Source organism: Desulfobaculum xiamenense, assembly GCF_011927665.1.
Lineage (GTDB): Bacteria > Desulfobacterota > Desulfovibrionia > Desulfovibrionales > Desulfovibrionaceae > Desulfobaculum > Desulfobaculum xiamenense.
In genome coordinates this window covers 1745062-1762566 of the sequence record NZ_JAATJA010000001.1, presented here as the reverse complement: position 1 = coordinate 1762566, position 17505 = coordinate 1745062, and the positions used below count along the sequence as shown (strand labels likewise).

Genomic DNA, 17505 nt, shown 5'->3' with positions numbered 1-17505 from the left:
AAGCACCTCATCGGCGATGATACTGCAGAGTTGTCTGTGGGAAAGTAGCCCGTCGCCAGGACTTTTTTTTCGCCTTCTGAACCCCGCGCCATCCCCGATGGACGCGTCGCCTGACGGCCGCGTCTTCAGAAAGGGAGTTCTCCTGGCGGAAGTGCCTTCTAACGGCAGTGCCACTCCAAACGGGGACTATTTCTGTGGCATCACCAAACGGCCAGGCCTCCCATCAAAGACACGACGCACTCTCGAAAGAGAAAACGCCAAAACGCCCGCGTATCGTATGATGCGCGGGCGTTTTGGCGTTTGTGGGCTTGTAATCTGCGGGAGGATGGAAGGGCGAGACGGTGAGCGGATCGACTCCGATTCTCTACTGAACATCTCTGCCCTGAGGGGGACATGTGGGCAGAGACTCTCCCGTGTCTCGGGCGCAACCACAATCTCGCAGCTAGGCATATGACTCCCGTGCTGCCAGGATTCATGGATTTCCAAACGAAAGAGGAGATTCGGCGTGGAAACACCCAGCCCTCGGTCACTCCCCGCCTCGTCATATCGCCTCATGGCGGCCTGCCTGCGCTCTGTCTCAAAGGAAGAGGAGATTTTGGGCAATTCCTTATTTCCGAGCCACATACAAAATGCTCATCCCGGGCTGAGACGCTTCCTCAACGATTCACAGTTTCTCACCCAAGGTCCAACGCCGTCGTTGAATCGTCTGCACGATTTCGACCGTGGGATACTCGTTAGCACTATCTCTGGACATACCTCCAGCACTACCTCCTAGGTTGGCGGGGGTGTCCGGTCAAAATGGGGACCACCTCTGGGCTACTTTGCACATTCGATTGTCGGACTTGAAAACATTTCCCACCTCTCGGTGTTTTATTCAATTTTTCATCACAAAAACCGTGTGTCTTGAGGCGGAAATGCCGCTTTTCATCCCTGTCTTCCCACTATGGGGGTTATTGGGTTTTGTACCGGTTTGCAACAAGTGGTGATCGTGATCACCATACTGATATTCTTGGAAAAACTTGGCCTGAAAAAAGTGAAAAAACAGCTTTACATTCGGGGCAATCTGCCTATTTTCCATGCCTCCCTAGTCGGTATTGAAGGCATCCTTTCACCAGCTACACAGGACGCCAAACGTGGCGTCCTGTACGGTACTACAATGACACAGACAGATTCAAAGAAGGCGACCACGGGTCTGCTCGCGCTACTCGGGGCGTACTTCATTTGGGGATCCCTGACCCCCTATTGGAAGAGCTTGTCCCATATCGACATTTACACGGTGCTGTCACACCGCCTGATATGGCTTGTGGTGTTCACCTTTGTCGTTCTGCTGCTTCAGGGACGCCTTGGCGAGGTCCGGGCTATTTTGAGGGACAGAAAGACCACTGTGCGTCTTGCGCTGTCGTCCGTGATGTTCGCCATGAACGCGATGACGTTTTATATCGCGGTGAACTCCAACCGTGTTCTGGAAGGAAGTCTTGGCGACTTTCTCACGCCGCTCATGACAATTGGCCTGGGCTGCGTCATCCTGCGTGAACGGCTTTCGCTGTTGCAGGGGCTTGCCGTGCTGCTGCCGTGTCTGGCCATGGTTTCCAGCTTCTTCACCTTGGGCACAATTCCGGTGATGGCCCTTATCATTGGCGCGTCGTTCGCGTTCTATGGGCTTATTCGCCGCGAAGTCACGGCCAAGCCGTTGCCCAGCATGCTTGTGGAGAGTCTGACCCTGCTGCCCGTGTCCATTGCGTATCTGGCCTACCGCAAGGTTACCGGATTCGAGGTCTGGGGCGGAGCCGACGCGCCCACCGTGCTGCTGATCATGGGCACCGGTGCCATCACGGGTTTGGCGACGCTCCTCTTTGCCCTTGGGGCGCCTCATGTGCGTATGGCCACCCTTGGCATCGTCCAGTACCTGTCCCCGACACTCATTTTCTTGATGGGAGTCATTCTGTACGATGAAACCTTGACCCTTTCCACCGCGCAAACCTTTGCTCTGACGTGGACGGGCATCATTTTGTATACCTTTGACAGCATGAGGGCCCGGCGCAGGAACCGCCGCAAGCTGTATCAGCCCAAGCCTGCCCACGCCTAGAGCTCATCAGCGACGCTTGCACAGCCCGCCAGGTCATGGAACCGGCGGGCTGATTTTTTTTGAGGATCACCTCTGTTTGTTCTTGGGCGGCATGTTTCGTGGGGATAAAAGCAAAAAGCCCTTCAGTTGAACTCAACTGAAGGGCTTTTAAGCCTTGGTACCCGGGGCGGGGCTTGAACCCGCACAGACCGAAGTCCGAGAGATTTTAAGTCTCTTGTGTCTACCAATTCCACCACCCGGGCAGGTGCGTTTTTCCTCTATACCGAGGCGCGCCTCATCGTCAATGATTCTGGGTGAGAGGTTTTGGTGTGCCGGGGCCGTTATTCGGAGTGTTTTGCCAGTCGGACGAGGGTTCCGCCGTGGCAGGCGATGAGCGGCGTTCCGTCTCTGTCGATGGTCAGGGCCAGTACGGCGGGCAAGCCTTTTGCCGCAAGCGTGCGTTCGCCGGATGGCGTAATCGCCCAGACTTCTCCCGACAGTGTTCCCACGAAAACGGTTCGCAGTCTGTCCACCGCGATGGCGCTGGGGCGGTCGAGTCCTTGGGCAAGGGGCGTTCTGCTGCCGTCGGCCCACACGCAGTCGATCTGCCCGCTGTCATGGTTGGCCATGTAGACGACGCCCTTCGCGTCCAGTGCGATTGCGGTCGGCAGGATGGGCGTGTCGTCGTCCGCATGGGCGGGGGCGGTGAGCATGCACAGAATGAGAGCCGCGCAGGAGATGTATACGGCGAAGAGACGGATTGATTTGTGAACGATATTGATCGATACTTTTTTAATCATGTTGTCCTCCATTGATTGACAGGTATGGTCTGAATTTGCAGAAGGTGGGCGAAGAGGTCCAATACCTGTTTTGCGTCGAACGATATCTCGGAGGTATCGAAGATGGAGTTGAGGCATTTGCGATACTTCGTGACGGTTGCGGAGGAACTGCACTTCGGGCGTGCCGCGAAACGGCTCAATATGTCGCAGCCGCCGCTAAGTCAGCAGATTCGGCAGCTTGAGGACGAGCTTGGCGTGACGCTTTTCGAGCGCACGAGTCGAAGCGTGGAGCTGACCCGTGCCGGAGAGGCGTTTCGGGACGATGCCTACCGCGTGCTTTCCGAATTGGACAAGGCGGTCAGGCATGCGCGCGACATTGAAGCTGGCGAGGAAGGGCGTCTGCGGATCGGTGCTGTCAGCAGGGCGTACATGACGGATTACCCACTGGCGCTGAAGGCCTTTCGTGAAGCGTATCCGCGTATCGCTCTCGACCTCGGTGAATATTCGACATCCCGGCAGCTTCGGATGTTGCGGGAGGGCGAGCTTGACGTGGGGTGCGTCGGTGTCGTGGACAAGCCGTGTTCCGCCTTCGAATCCATGCTGCTCGATGGACGGCAGGAGGCGCTCATGGTCACGCTGCCGGATGGTCACAGGCTTGCCCGGCGCGACAGTCTGTTCTTTAAGGATTTGGACGGCGAAGCGATGATCACCTTCCCGAGATGTCAGCACCCCGAATGCTACGACGTGCTGTTCAACGCGTTTCGCGATGCCGGGGTGGAGCCGAGAGTCGTTCAGGAAACAGAGCAGTTGGAGACGGAGCTTGCGCTGGTGGCCAGCGGCCTCGGTTTTGCCGTGCACTTTTCGTCGGCACCGCTTGTGGCGCGCAGGGGCGTGGTTTTCGTGCCGCTGGACGAAAACCTGCCCAGCCCGACATTGTGGGTCGTCTGGCGCAAGGATGAGAAGAATCCGGCCGTCCACAAGTTCATAGAGGTGGTGAGGGCGCGTGTGGAAGCGGGCGAATAGGCTACTTCGCCTTTGCGGACGTTTGTGATACCCCATCGCCCATGCAAACGACCGAACGTCCCCGCATGGTCGTCCTCGGATTGGACGGCATGCCCCTGTCCCTGCTGCGCGAGCTCTGCGAGGCTGGCGTCACGCCACATCTCGCCCGCCTTGCCCTGTCCGCTCAGGCCCACGAAATGCGGGCTGAACTGCCCGAGCTTTCGCCCGTCAACTGGACCTCTTTCGCCACCGCCGCCGGACCCGAGGAGCACGGCGTATTCGGCTTCACCCGCATCGACCCGCGCAGCTACGCCGTGGGCATCGTCGATTCCACCGCCGTACGCGTGCCGACCATTTTTGACCGCATCGGCGAGCGCGGCTTGTCCTCGCGCGTCGTGAATCTGCCCAACATGTACCCGGCCCGCCCCATGCGCGGCATGCTGGTGGCGGGCTTCGTCGCTCCGGAGCTGTCTCGCGCGGTGTTTCCGCCTTTCCTTGCCGGACAACTCCGTGCCATGAACTATCGCCTCGAAGCCGACACCGTGCGAGGGCGAGATAATCATGACCTGCTGCTTTCGGAGCTGTCGGCCACCCTCGATGCCCGACTGGCTGCGCTCGATCTCTTTTGGCGCGACATGGCGTGGGATCTGTTCGTGTTCGTGCTCACTGAGCCGGACCGGCTCTTCCATTTTCTCTTTCCGGCCATGCGCGACGTTGCGCATCCCCTGCATGGCGCGTGCATGGAGCTGTTCCGGCATCTGGACCGCGTGGCTGGCGCGCTGCTGGAGCGCTACGACGCCCTGCCCGGACCGAAGCGCCTCGTGGCCCTTGCCGACCACGGCTTTACGGATCTCGTCACCGAGGTGGATATGAACGCGTGGCTGGCCGGGCATGGCTATCTGCGTCTTGAAGGCCATGCGCTCTCGGAGCTGGATGCCTCGGTCATCACGCCATCGACCACGGCCTTCGCGCTCGATCCGGGGCGCATCTATCTGCACACGGCGGAGCGTTTCGCGCGCGGGCGGCTTGGCGCTGTCGACGCCATGGCCCTGCGCCACAGGCTGCGCGAGGAGTTGCTACGCATGGAATACGCCGGACGTCCCGTGATGCGGGCCGTGCACCTGCGTGAGGAACTCTATCCCGGCCCCATGGCTCCCTTCGCTCCGGACCTCGTGTGCGAGGCGCAACCGGGCATGAGCCTCACCGCGAAGTTCGATGGTCGAAGCGTGTTCGGGCTGCACGGGCGCAGCGGAGCGCATGCAGCGGACGGCGCATTCTTCTACGACAGTGCAGGCGAGCGAGCGCACACCACGCGCGACGCGGGCAGGCTGGTGCTGGACTTTTTCGGGTGCAGCACGCAGTATTGACGACCCGCTCGCTGGCGGCGCGCTCCGGTGCCCCGGCCTTGTGCGCACTCGTTGAGCCTTTCGCCGGGCGGCCCGCCGTCCCTGCCTTTTCACGCCGCCTTTGCGGATAAACACGAAGACCATCGCATTCGATCGAACATGATAGATTTCAGGAAAGAATTGAATCCGGCCCAGCGCGAGGCCGTGGAGACTCTCGACGGCCCGGTGCTGGTCATTGCCGGTGCCGGTTCGGGCAAGACCCGCACCATCGTCTACCGTATGGCCAACATCGTGCAGCAGGGCCATTCGCCGGACAGCATCCTGCTTCTGACCTTCACCCGCAAGGCGGCGCAGGAGATGCTCGACAGGGCAAGCCTGCTGCTCGGTGCGCAGGGACTGTACGGTGTCACCGGCGGCACCTTCCATTCCTTCGCCTACGCGTGGCTGCGTCGCTATGCCGAGGCGATGGGCGCGAAGAATGGCCTGACGGTCATGGACCAGTCCGATGCCGAAGGCATCCTGCGCGACATTCGCGACGATCTGCGCCTTGGCAAGGGCGACCGCTCGTTCCCCAAGCGCAGCACGCTGCTGTCGCTCATCAGCAAGAGCCGTAACAAGGAAATGCCCATCGCCGACATCCTGCGCGGTGAGGCCTACCACCTGTCGCGCTACGAGGACGAGATCGGCCTCGTGGCCAAGGGCTACGAGAGCTTTAAGACGCGTCACGGCCTGCTTGACTATGACGATCTGCTTTTCGGCCTCGAACGGCTGCTCTCGGACCACGCTCCGGCGTTGGAACTGGCCCGTGCGCGCTACCGCTTCGTCATGGTCGACGAATTTCAGGACACCAACCTTGTGCAGGCGCGCATCGTCCGGCTTCTGGCCGGGGATGGCGGCAACGTCATGGCCGTGGGCGACGACGCCCAGTCCATCTACGCCTTTCGCGGGGCCAACGTGCACAACATTCTGGATTTCCCCAACCAGTTCCCCGGCGCGAAGATCATCCGGCTGGAGCAGAACTACCGTTCCGCCCAGCCCGTGCTGGATCTGACCAACGCCATCCTCGAACAGGCGCAGCTGAAGTTCCGCAAGCACCTGTTCTCCGAGCGCAAGGACGGTCCGCTTCCGCAGGTTTTCCGCACCCTGTCGGACCGCTCGCAGGCCAACGCAGTGGTGAACAAGGTTCTGGAGTTGTCCAAGAAGTACCCGCTGCACGAGATCGCCGTGCTGTTCCGCGCGGGCTATCACTCCTACCCTGTGGAAGTGGCCCTGAACAAGCTTGGCATGCGTTTTCAGAAGTTCGGCGGCCTGCGGTTCTCCGAGGCGGCGCACATCAAGGACGTGCTCGGCTTCATGCGCCTCGGCCAGAATCCGGCGGACGTGCCTTCGTGGCAGCGCGTGCTGTCGCACATCAAGGGCGTGGGACCGAAGACGGTGGGGCGCATCTATGAGGCGGTTTTAGCGGGAGACAACGCCCACCTCGCCGGAGTGCGCAGGCGTTCGCCCGAGATCGGCGAAGTTCTCGATTTTCTCGACGAGCAACGCGCGCTTGGGGGGACCCCAGCGGCCATGCTCGCCCGCGTGCTCGAATTCTACACGCCGATTCTCGAACGCAAGTATCCGGACGACTATCCGCAGCGCCGGTCAGGGCTTGAGCAGCTGGAGCGCATCGCCTCGCAGTATTCGGACCTTGAGGCCTTTCTTGGCGACATCAGCCTTGAGAATCCGCAGGACGAGGACGAGCGGGGCAAGGAGCACGCGCTGGTTCTGTCCACGGTGCATTCCTCCAAGGGCCTCGAATGGTCGGTCGTGCTGGTCATCGACCTCGTGCAGGACCGCTTCCCCTCGCGCCATGCGCTGAACAGCGCCGACGACCTTGAGGAGGAGCGCAGGCTGCTCTACGTGGCCTGTACGCGCGCCCGCGATTATCTGGGGCTGTTCGTGCCGTCCACGGTCTACAATCAGTACAATCACTCAAGCGAGCCGGCCCTCGAAAGCCCGTTTCTCGCCGAGTTGCCGGAAACCGTGTACGAGTCGTGGCGTGAGAATTTCTCGGGGACCATGTCCCGCGCCCGCGATGCCGCACCGGCGCAGGCCCTGGCCTCGCCGCGCTCCTTTGGCGCGTCCGCACCCGCCGCACCCTCCGCCCCGGCTACCGGAAAGGTGCCGCCCTCACGCCTCGGCTATTGCCGACACAAAATCTTCGGGCGCGGAAAGATTGTCGCCACCGTGGATGGCGACAAGTACCGCGTCAATTTCCCCGGCTTCGGCCTCAAGGTCATTCTGGCCAACTTCCTCGAACTCGAATAGCGCAGTGGCGCGGACCGGTCTCCGGTCCGCGCCACTGTTCGACTTTTCCTCCACCATCCCCCTCACTTCGCGAAGTCGTCGCGTGAATCGCGTCGAACTCGTTTTGTGTCGCTTGCTGTGATGCATTGCGTCTGCATGGTGCGAATAGTCGCATCATATCCGAATGTTGCATGGTTGAGCGCGTGTCGTGTGCTGTGCATCCCATCATAGTGTGGTGCGCTGCGCGTTTCTCCCGTGCTGCTTGATATTTTCTTCAGATTCCTTTTTAGTATGGAGTTGAGTCTCTATGCGTCGGGGTATGTGTGATCATGGTCGCGGAGCAAGGAGAAGGGCATGTCCTTTTTCAGGGAACTATCGGAGAAGATGCGCGAGATGTCCGCGCCTGATGAACTGATGGGCGAGGTGCTCACGCGTGAAGGGGTGATAACCGAGGCCCAGCTGGCCAAGGCCGTGGAACATCAGCAGGCGGCAGAGCAGCGCGGCGAGCCGGAGAATCTCGCCAAGGCTGTTGTCTGTCTCGGATTTGCCGAAGAAGGCCGCGTGCTGGGGGTGCTGAACCGAGCATACGGCATCGAGGCCAAATCCGTGGATGAGGACATCGAGAAGCTCATCGAGGAGCAGGCGAACAGGAATTTCTTCACGCGCATGCGGGTACCCATCAGGTTCAAGCTCTCGGTCACGCTGGCCTTCTTCCTGCTTCTGTCCATGTTCGTCCTCAGCTATTTCCTGCTCCAGCGTCAGGCCAACAATCTCTACAAGGAAAGCATCAAGGCCGGGAAGATCAGCCTGACCTACTTCGCGGACGAGGCCAAGGTCCCGATCATCAACGAGGACACGCTGCGGCTCAATTCGCTGGTGCGCAAGGTTACCGAGGTGGAGGGGCTGCTTTATGCAGCCATCGTGGACCGCGAGAATCTGACCCTCGCCCACAACGACCTTCAGAAGGTGGGTAAGCCCCTTACCCTGCCGGGGCGAGTGGGAGCGGAAACGCAGGAGGGCAACCTGTCCTACTTCCGGCGCGTCACCGTGGACGGCAGGGAAATCCTCAACATGTCCAGTCCTGTTACCTTTCAGGGCAAGGAGCTGGGCACGGTCCATGTGGGCATATCGCTGGACTTCATTCAGGACCGCATAGCCCACGAGAAGGTGTTTATCTACGTGGTCACCGTGGCCTTTTTCCTCGCGGGGATGGCCGTGGCCGGGCTGCTCGGCACCAACTTTTCGCGGCCCATTTCGCGGCTGGTGGTGGCCACGCGCGAGATTTCCAGCGGAAATTACCATCACAAGGTTGATTTCAAGCGCAAGGACGAGTTTGGCGACCTCGCCCGCGCGTTCAATTTCATGAGCCATGAGCTGTGGCTCAAGTCCATCATGCGCGAGAGCTTCGGGCGTTACGTGTCCACCACCATCCGTGACCTCATCCTTGCGGACCCGCAGAGCGTGTGGCTCAAGGGCGTGCGCAACGAGGCCACCATCATGTTCGCCGACGTGCGCGGATTCACCAAGTATTCCGAGGCACACGAGCCGGAGGTCGTCGTCGAGCAGTTGAACGAATTCTTCGACACCGCAGCAAAATATATCGCCCAGTACGGCGGCTACATCGACAAGTTCATCGGCGACGAGGTGCTGGCCGTGTTCGGCGGGTTGCCCAATTCCACGGGTGACCACGCGCAGAACGCCGTGCGCGCCTCGTGGGCCATGCAACAGGAGCTGGCGTCGCGCGCGTCGGACCGCAATCCGGTCCTCGGGCGCGTGGGCGTGTCCATCAATACCGGTACCGTGGTTTCGGGCAACATCGGCTCCGAGGTGCGCATGGAGTACACGGTCATCGGCGACTCCGTGAACGTGGCCTCACGCCTGAACGGATTGGCCGGGCCGGGGGAAATCGTGCTCAGCGAATCGACCTTCGAGCGTGTGCAGAGCTTCGTGGCCGCATCGCAGCTTCAGCCGCAGATGGTCAAGGGCAAGACCGCACCCTTGCAGCCCTACAGCGTGGACCGGGTGCTCGCCCCGGACGAGGGGCCAGCTCCGCCGCCGAAGTTGTTTTCAGGGACCGGGGTGGCCGCACCGCCGCCGCCCAAGGCCGGGCCTGCCGCCGCCGCGCCGCCTCCGCCGCCGAAGACGCGCCCCGTTGCTCCGTCGGCTCCTGATGCGGGAAAGACGGCAGCTCCCAGACCTTCCGCGCCAAAACCGGCGGGAGCGAAACCGGCGGGAGCGAAACCGGCCCAGCCAGCGGCAAGGCCCGCTCCGAAGCAGGCTCCGTCCGCATCCGGCACACCGCAGGACACCCAACAGCGGCCCGCGCCCAAGCCCGGACCGCCCAAAAAGTGAGGGAGAAATCGTGAACAGCCGCTTGTCGCGCATGCTTGTGCAGCTGGTCGCGCTGGCCGTGACCCTGTCCATCCTGTCCGCCTGCGCCACCACGTCGCGCCGGGTGGTCAGCACCACCCGCTCGTCGCGCACGTATACGGTGGTCAAGCCACGGGCTGGCGATTCGCTGTCCTCGCTGGCCAATCGATTTTTGGGCGATCCGCGCAAGGGATGGGTCATCGGCGACTTCAACGAGACGGTCGAGGTCTCGCCCGAGCGCTTCCTCATCGTCCCGCTGACGCCGGTCTATCGCGGCGGTCTGTCGGCTGATGGCTACCAGCGGGTTCCCGTGCTCGCCTATGGCGCGTTCAACGAAACAGGACGCGACGTGTTCGCCATCGACAGGGCGGGCTTCGCGGAGCAGATGCGCTATCTGAAGGACAATGGCTACACGCCGATCACCCTTGCCGAGTTCGTGCGCTTCATGACCTTCGAGGACCAGATTCCGGAGCGCTCCGTGCTCATCACCATCGACGACGTGGGGCAGAACACCTACGAGGTCGCCTTTGACGTCCTGAAGTCCTTCGGTTTCCCGGCCACGGTCTTCGTGTGTACGGACCTGTTGGCGGAGCGGCAGGGCGCGCTGGACTGGAACCGCATCCGCGAGATGCGCGACGCGGGGCTGTCCATCCAGCACCGCACCAAGACCCTGCGTAACCTGACGCGCCGGATGACCGGCGAAACGCTTGAGGATTACATTGTGGCGGTGGACCGCGAACTGACCGTGGCGTCCCTCGCCTTTCGCGCCGAACTGGGAGAGGAGCCGCAATGGTTCGCCTATCCCTACGGTGCCACTAACGAGATGGTCATCGAATTGCTGAAGAAGAATGGCTTTCGTGGGGCCTTCACTCTTGGTGGTGGGGCGGTTCCGTTCTTCGCGGATGACTACCGCATGGACCGCATCACCGTCTCGGGGGATTATTCGCTGGATCAGTTCGTCAAGCTTCTGGATACCGGAGCCGCGCATCCGGGCGGCGGGGGCGTCATTCCGTCCATGCAGGCGCTGTTCGACCCTTCGGGCGGCGATCCCTACGAGGCCGTGTCCGCGCGGTTTCTCGAACTCGCCAAGGAGCGCGAGCAGGCGGGCGACAACATGATGGCCCTCGAATACTTCCGCATCACCGGAACGCTGAATCGCAACGCTCCGGGGGTGCGCAAAAGCGCCATCGAGGTGCGGGACCGGGTGGCGGCTGACGCCGTGGAGCATCTGGTGGCGGCCCGCGCGGCGCGAGATGGTGGGAATGCCGATGAGGCCGTGGCCGAGTATCTTGAGGCATTGCGCCATGACCCGGAGAATGCTGAAGCGCTCGGCGAACTGAAGGACATGATGACCCTCGAAACGGGCAGGGCATATGAGATTACGCAGAATGACGTCCTGCGACGCATAGCAGAGCGCGAGTACGGCAATTCCGATGTCGAAATTTTGCTGTCCAAGATCAACAACATCTCCGTGGCCGAGATTCTGGAGCCGGGCGAACGCATCGTGCTGCCCCTTCTGTCGGCGGAACTGTTGCAGGTCAGCGAGGAGGCGGCCAAGGCCACACCGGCGGTGACTGTCGTACATCCCGAGGAGCCGTCCGGAGCGGGAGTCGCCCACGCCGCAGTGCCGGTGGCTGCGCCCGTCGCCGAAGTGCCCATGGCGGACCGCATCGCGCCGCTGGTGGCCATGTGCAAGCTCCAGTTCGCCAATGGCAACTACGAGACCGTCGCCTCCATCACGGATGAGATTCTCCAGATGGACCCTGGGCATGCGGACGCCGTGGAGATCCAGCGCGCGTCGTACTACGCCATGGCCACGGACTACTACAAGCAGGGTAGCAACGTGCGCGCCATGAGGATGTTGCGCAATCTGCCCGGTAGCTACAAGGATACCGCCGCCAGAATGGCCGACGTGCAGAAGGCGCTGGATGACTCGGCGGAGCCGCTCTATCTGCAGGGCGTCAACGCCTTCATCAACGAGGATTTGGAGAAGGCCGTGGAGTCGTGGGAACTGACGCTTCAGGCCAACCCGTGGCACAAGAAGGCCAAGCAGGATCTGGACAAGGCGCGAAAGCTCCTCGAAGCTGTGCGCGGTCTCTAGCCGAGCGGGTGCATAAGACATGAGAAACGGCCGCCGTCCGATGGGACGGCGGCCGTTGTCGTTTCGGCGAATGATTGGCTGCGGTTCAGCGGCGCGACAGCTCGGCGAGGATGTCCTCGATGTCCGGTTCGAGGATGACCGGGACCGGCGCGATGCGCGCGATGTCGAACCCGGCGGCGAAATCCTGTGGGCGGGCCGGGGCTGGCGCGGCGAGGAGACCGGCGCGTGCCGCGAGATAGCCGATGATGGCCTGCGCGGACACGCCACGTTCGCGTAGCATGCGGATTTCGTAGTGGCGGTGGCGTTTGGCCAGTCGTTCGCCCTGCGCGTCGAGGACGAGGGGAACGTGGGCGTAGAGCGGTGGTGTCGCGCCCAGCAGTTCGTGCAGCAGAATCTGGCGCGGTGTGCAGTGCAGGATGTCGTCCCCGCGCACCACGGACGTGATGCGCTGGTCCATGTCGTCCACGGCCACGGCAAGCTGGTAGGACACGACGCCGTCGGAGCGGCGCAGGGGAAAGTCTCCGCCGCATTCGGCCCAGCTCATGGTCACGGTGCCGCGCAGGCGGTCGGTGAAGCTGACATTGTCGTGCGTGCCGTGCAGGCGGATGGTGGCGTGGCGGCCCTCGGCGACGAGGGCGGCGCGCTGTGCGGGCGAAAGATGCAGGCAGGTGCCGGGATAGGCGGGGCCGAAGTCCCCGGCGTGCGGTGCGGACGCGAGGGAGCGCAGTTCCTTGCGCGTGCAGAAGCAGGGATAGGTGAGTCCCATGGATTCCAGCCGGTCCATGACCTCGGCGTAGCGGTCCAGCCGTTCGCTCTGGGTGTAGGGCCCGTAGGGACCGCCGCGGTCCGGGCCTTCGTCCCAGTCGATGCCTAGCCATTCGAGGTCGCGCATGATGTCTTCGGCGTACTCGGGGCGAGAGCGGTCCGGGTCGATGTCCTCCATGCGCAGGACGAGCGTGCCGCCCGCGCTGCGCACGTCGAGCCAGCAGAGCAGGAAGGACCAGATGTTGCCGAGATGCAGATGCCCGGTGGGGCTTGGCGCGAGCCTGCCGCGAACCGGGGCTTTGGGCTGGTGAACCGTGCTGTCCATAGGCGATGTGGAAGCATGGCGGGTGGCGATTGTCAAGCGACGCTCCGTGCGGGCTACCAGCGTTTGGGCTTGGTGCCGAGGGTGATGGGAGCGCTCGCGCGGCCCTCGCGCAGGGCGGCCATGTCGTCAGGGGTGTTGATGTTGACGAAGGAGGCGAGTTGCGGGTCCGCGCCCCGTAGGGCGTCGATGGCGACGGCGCGGGTGCGGACGTGGTCGAACAGGCGGATGACCTGCCGCATGCCCTGCGCGGCCAGCGCCTCGATGGCCGGGATGCAGGCGCGGGAATAGACGGCGGTCAGCGGATGCCAGAATCCGTCATCCTGTCGGGGTACGGCGGCGTCGCAGTCGTCGGTCGCGGCGTCGCGCAGCATGCGCAGCAGGTCGGGATTGAGAAAGGGTGCGTCGCACGGGACCACGAGGACCCATTCGTGCCGGGCGTGGACGAGGGCAGAGTGGATGCCCGCCAGCGGTCCTGCCACGGGGAGCATGTCGGGCACGCGGCGCAGGGACGGCGGCAGCGGTCCGCCGCAGTGCCCGGCGATCATGATGTCGTCCGAAAGCTGGCGCAGGATGTGTGTCTGTCGCTCCAGCAGGGATTCGCCGTCGATGGCGATGAGGGCCTTGTCCGCGCCGCCGAGGCGTTCGCCGTGGCCACCGGCCAGAATGGCGGCGGACAGGGGCGGCTGGACGGGATGGAATTCATGTTCGCGCATGGCCGCGTCGTAGCACGATGCGTGGGGATTGCCCAGAGCGGGCGGCCGTCAGCTTGGCGTGCCTTCCCAACCCTGTAGATAGGGAACGAAGCGCTGCGGCCAGTCCGTGATCAGTGCGTTGACGCCCATTGCCGCCAGTTCCTCTGCCCGGTCCTCGCCGTTGACGGTCCACGTGTTCACGGCGATGCCCGCCGCGCGAAATGCCGAGACGAGGATGGGGACGAGGAGCGTGTGGTCCGGATGGAAGGCCGCCGCGCCGAGGTCTGCCGCGTAACGGACTGGGGCTTCCGGCAGCGAGCCTTCAACGAGCACCCCGCGCGGGATTTCCGGGGCGAGTTCTCGCGCCCGGCGGAGGTAGCCGTGATTGAAGGACGAGAGGAGTACCATGCGGGGCATGCCCAGTTCGCGCACGCAGTCGATGATCTTGTCGGTGACTGTCGCGTCGCCGGGGCGTCCGGCGTGGTCCTTGATTTCGATGTTCACGGGAAAGGCGTTGTCGCGCGAGAAGATGAGCGCCTCGCGCAGGGTGGGCACGTGTACGCCGCGTAGCGCATCGGGCGCTTCGACCTCGCCGGTGGCGATGGTGCCGTAGGGGTCGCGGTCCACGAACCATGATCCGGCGTCGAGCTGGCGGATTTCGTTCAGGGCTAGCGCGTCGGCGCGGTATGGGGCGAGATGGGTCAGCTCCGCGCGGACGGCGGCGTCCGTGGTGCGCGTGAGTTCGTCGTCATGATGGACCACCAGTTCGCCGTCGGCGGTCATCTGCACGTCGAGCTCCCAGAAGTCCGCCCCGGCGGCAAGCCCGGCCTTTGCGGCGGCGAGCGTGTTTTCGGGGGCGATGGAACGTGCGCCACGGTGGGCGCAGACAAGGGGCCATGCCTCGCGTGTGCGGAAGGAGAAGAACATTCAGCGATCCTCTCGGGACAGAAGCAGGCTCGTTAGCGCCAGCGCCGCCGTGCCCATGATGAGCAGCAGCGAAATGGCGTTTATGACCGGCGTGGAGCCGTCGCGGACCTGCAGGTAGAGGTTGATGGGCAGGGTGGGCTGCGGCCCAACTAGAAAGAGCGTGGTGTTGAAGTTCTCGAAGCTCATGAGAAAGGCCACGGCGGCGGAACTGATGATTGCCGGACGCAGGAAGGGCAGCGTGATGTGCCGGATGACTTGCATCCTGTTTGCCCCGAGGTTCATGGCCGCCTCTTCGAGGCTGCGGTCGAACTTTTTGAGCCGCGCCGAGACCACGAGGGTCACGAAGGTGGTGATGAACGAGAACTGTCCCAGCACCACCAGCCAGAAACCCGGTCGCAGTAGCCCCACGTCCCAGCCGAGGCGTTCCTCAATGAACAGGCCAGCTGTGTTGGCGGCGAGGAGGATGGAGATGCCGAGAATCACGCCGGGGATGACCAGCGGCGCGAGCATGAGCAGGTAGAGCGCTTCCTTGCCGGGGAATTTTTCCTGCTCGAAGAGGAAGGCTCCGCAGGTGCCGACTGTTGTGGACAGAAGCGCCACCCAGAACGCCGTGTGCGCGCTGACGCGGATGGAGCGCAGGTTGTGGGCGTCATGCAAGATGCCGATGCGCTCCGGGCCAGCGCTGGTGAACCAGTCCAGCGTGAAGCCGTACCACGGCAGCGAGGGAAAGGGCGAATCGTTGAAGGCCAACAGGCACGTCACCCCGAGCGGCGCGAAAAGAAACACGAAGAACGCGCCGACGTAGATGCGGTAGAGCGCGGTGTACGCGCCGGAGCGTGGCAGGCTGCGGATCATCGCGCCACCTCCCCGAGGGTTTGGCGGGTCAGTTTCAGCCCTATGCGGATGATGATCGTGGACAGCGCCAGCAGCAGGAAGCCGAAGGCGGAACCCTGGTTCCAGTTGAAGCTGGCGATGAACTGGTTGTAGATCTGCTCCGTGAACCACAGGGAATTCTTGCCGCCGATGAGGTTCGGGGTGAGGTAGTTGCCGAGCGAGAGCATGAACACCACGATGCAGCCCGAGGTGATGCCCGGCTTGGCATGGGGGATGATGATGGTGCGCCAGATGGCGATCGGACCGGCACCGAGGTCGTGCGCGGCCTCGATGAGGCTGTCGTCCAGGCTGTCCATCACCGAGACGAGCGGCACGACCATGAACAGCATGCAGGTGTAGACGAGGCCCATGATCATGGTGGCGTCGTTGTAGAGCATCTCCACTGGTTTGGCCAGTAGCCCGGAGGCGACGAGGATGTGGTTCAGCACCCCGCTTTCGCGCAGGAGGATCATCCAGCCGTACACCCGTACCAACTCGCTGACCCAGAAGGGGAGCAACAATAGGATCATCAGCATGCCGCGCAGGCGCACGGCCGCGATCTTGACCACGAAGAAGGCCACCGGAAGCCCGATGGCGAGCGTGATGAGCGTGGTGAGGATCGAGTAGACGCAGGTGCGCAGGAAGGTGTTCCAGTAGATGGGCTCTGCGAAGAACGTGGCGTAGTTGGCGAGCGTCCATTCCGGTTCGCCCATGCCGTTGCCCCGGCGCAGGGACATGACGAGCAGGTCCACGTGCGGCAGCACGATGAGGAGCACCAGCCACGCCAGAACCGGCGCGAGGAACAGCCAGAACAGGTGGCTGCGCCGCATCAGTCGCCGTCCTTCGCGCCGAAGCACAGCGCGGCCTGCGTATGCCAGCCCACCCGCACGCGGCTGCCGGGAACGAGATGGTCGAAGCGGCGGTTCTGCGGCAGGGCGATAGTGAGTTCCGTGCCTGTCGCGTCGTCGGCGCGGGCCAGCAGGCGGCTGTTGGCTCCGTCGAAGAGCACCGAGTCCACCCGTACGGTGATAGCCGTCAGATCCGGGGTGTCGTCCGGTTCGATGATGAAGGCCTCGGGCCGCACGAAGAGGAGCGCCCCTTCGCCGCTTCCGACTCCGGCCCCCGCGCGGCAGCGGCAGGCAAGGCCGGACTGCGTCTCGACGAGGGCCGTGTCCGCGTCGGCCTCGCGCACGCGGCCGCGCAGGATGTTGGTGTCGCCCACGAAGCCCGCCACGAAGGGCGTGGCCGGGTTGTCGTAAAGGTTGCGCGGGGTGTCCACCTGCTCGAATCGGCCGCTGTTCATGACGGCCACCGCGTCGGACATGACGAGGGCCTCGGACTGGTCGTGGGTGATGTAGACGAAGGTCGTGCCGACCTTGGTTTGCAGGGCGCGTAGCTCCACCTTCATCTGCTCGCGCAGTTTGAGGTCCAGTGCGCCGAGCGGTTCGTCGAGCAGCAGCACCGACGGTTCGAGCACGAGACAGCGGGCGATGGCCACGCGCTGCTTCTGACCGCCGGAAAGTTGGTCGATGCGCTTATCGCCGAATCCGCCGAGGTCCACGCGCTCCAGCGCCTCGGCCACCTTGCGGCGGATGTCCGGCGTGCGTTCGCGGCGTCGGCGCAGACCGAAGGCCACATTCTCGGCCACGTCCATCATGGGGAACAGCGCCAGATGCTGGAAGACGAGGTTCACCGGGCGGCGGTTGGGCGGTATGCCCGCCATGTCGCGCCCGCGGATGGCTATCGTTCCGCCGGTCGGCGTTTCGAAGCCCGCGATCATGCGCAGCAGCGTGGTCTTGCCGCAGCCGGAGGGGCCAAGGATGGAGAAGAAGCGCCCCTGCGGCACCTCGAAGGAGACGTTGTCCACCGCGGTGAACGTGCCGAAGCGCTTCAAAAGTTCGTCAACGCGAAGATCGGTGTCCATGTTTTCCGTCCGTGGGAGGTCCGGGCGCGGGGAGAGGACGCGCCCGG

13 protein-coding genes, 1 tRNA gene and 1 pseudogene are annotated in these 17505 nt (G+C 63.2%); 6 read left to right on the top strand and 9 right to left on the bottom strand.

What is annotated here, in order from left to right; genetic code table 11:
- Positions 1-610 precede the first annotated feature (610 nt).
- Positions 611-754, bottom strand: a pseudogene (locus GGQ74_RS16585) (IS3 family transposase); the annotation flags it as partial.
- Positions 755-988: 234 nt separating this feature from the next.
- Between GGQ74_RS16585 and rarD the strand changes: the two are divergent.
- Positions 989-2086 carry an EamA family transporter RarD gene (gene rarD, locus GGQ74_RS07950; RefSeq protein WP_167940946.1) on the top strand — a complete coding sequence of 366 codons (1098 nt, stop codon included), beginning with the start codon at positions 989-991 and terminating at the stop codon, positions 2084-2086.
- A gap of 155 nt (positions 2087-2241) precedes the next feature.
- On the opposite strand, the gene GGQ74_RS07945 is transcribed toward rarD, so the two are convergent.
- Positions 2242-2328: transfer RNA gene (locus tag GGQ74_RS07945), tRNA-Leu, on the bottom strand.
- A gap of 78 nt (positions 2329-2406) precedes the next feature.
- A complete protein-coding gene (locus tag GGQ74_RS07940) occupies positions 2407-2865 on the bottom strand; it encodes a hypothetical protein (protein WP_167940945.1) in 459 nt (152 codons plus the stop codon).
- A 102-nt stretch (positions 2866-2967) separates the two neighbouring features.
- Between GGQ74_RS07940 and GGQ74_RS07935 the strand changes: the two genes are divergently transcribed.
- The 5 genes from GGQ74_RS07935 (at position 2968) to GGQ74_RS07915 (ending at position 11952) form a co-directional block, all read left to right on the top strand.
- Positions 2968-3867 (top strand): LysR substrate-binding domain-containing protein, encoded by a 900-nt coding sequence (locus GGQ74_RS07935; protein ID WP_167940944.1) that lies wholly within the window; start codon positions 2968-2970, stop codon positions 3865-3867.
- A gap of 41 nt (positions 3868-3908) precedes the next feature.
- Positions 3909-5213 carry an alkaline phosphatase family protein gene (locus GGQ74_RS07930; protein ID WP_167940943.1) on the top strand — a complete coding sequence of 435 codons (1305 nt, stop codon included), beginning with the start codon at positions 3909-3911 and terminating at the stop codon, positions 5211-5213.
- Between the two features lie 138 nt (positions 5214-5351).
- On the top strand, positions 5352-7502 hold the full coding sequence (locus GGQ74_RS07925) for an ATP-dependent helicase (protein WP_209280085.1): 2151 nt from the start codon (positions 5352-5354) through the stop codon (positions 7500-7502).
- 333 nt (positions 7503-7835) lie between these two features.
- Positions 7836-9833: an adenylate/guanylate cyclase domain-containing protein gene (locus tag GGQ74_RS16405; protein ID WP_167940942.1), complete on the top strand. Its 1998-nt coding sequence runs from the start codon at positions 7836-7838 to the stop codon at positions 9831-9833.
- 10 nt (positions 9834-9843) lie between these two features.
- Positions 9844-11952: a polysaccharide deacetylase family protein gene (locus GGQ74_RS07915; RefSeq protein WP_167940941.1), complete on the top strand. Its 2109-nt coding sequence runs from the start codon at positions 9844-9846 to the stop codon at positions 11950-11952.
- Between the two features lie 85 nt (positions 11953-12037).
- On the opposite strand, the gene gluQRS is transcribed toward GGQ74_RS07915, so the two are convergent.
- From gluQRS to GGQ74_RS07885, 6 genes are read right to left on the bottom strand one after another with little or no spacing between them, the layout of a single operon-like run.
- Complete coding sequence (gluQRS, locus tag GGQ74_RS07910; RefSeq protein WP_167940940.1) at positions 12038-13042, bottom strand: tRNA glutamyl-Q(34) synthetase GluQRS; 1005 nt, start codon at positions 13040-13042, stop codon at positions 12038-12040.
- Between the two features lie 53 nt (positions 13043-13095).
- Positions 13096-13755, bottom strand: a complete 660-nt coding sequence (gene mobA, locus GGQ74_RS07905) for a molybdenum cofactor guanylyltransferase (RefSeq protein WP_167940939.1) — start codon at positions 13753-13755, stop codon at positions 13096-13098.
- A 48-nt stretch (positions 13756-13803) separates the two neighbouring features.
- Positions 13804-14661, bottom strand: a complete 858-nt coding sequence (locus tag GGQ74_RS07900) for a glycerophosphodiester phosphodiesterase (RefSeq protein WP_167940938.1) — start codon at positions 14659-14661, stop codon at positions 13804-13806.
- Positions 14662-15516, bottom strand: a complete 855-nt coding sequence (locus tag GGQ74_RS07895; protein ID WP_167940937.1) for an ABC transporter permease — start codon at positions 15514-15516, stop codon at positions 14662-14664.
- The gene (locus GGQ74_RS07890; protein ID WP_167940936.1) at positions 15513-16364 is read right to left on the bottom strand and encodes an ABC transporter permease; all 852 of its coding nucleotides are present in this window, start codon (positions 16362-16364) and stop codon (positions 15513-15515) included. The genes GGQ74_RS07895 and GGQ74_RS07890 overlap by 4 nt, the downstream gene beginning before the upstream one ends.
- Positions 16364-17458, bottom strand: a complete 1095-nt coding sequence (locus GGQ74_RS07885) for an ABC transporter ATP-binding protein (RefSeq protein WP_167940935.1) — start codon at positions 17456-17458, stop codon at positions 16364-16366. Before GGQ74_RS07885 ends, GGQ74_RS07890 begins: the two co-directional genes overlap by 1 nt.
- Positions 17459-17505 lie beyond the last annotated feature (47 nt).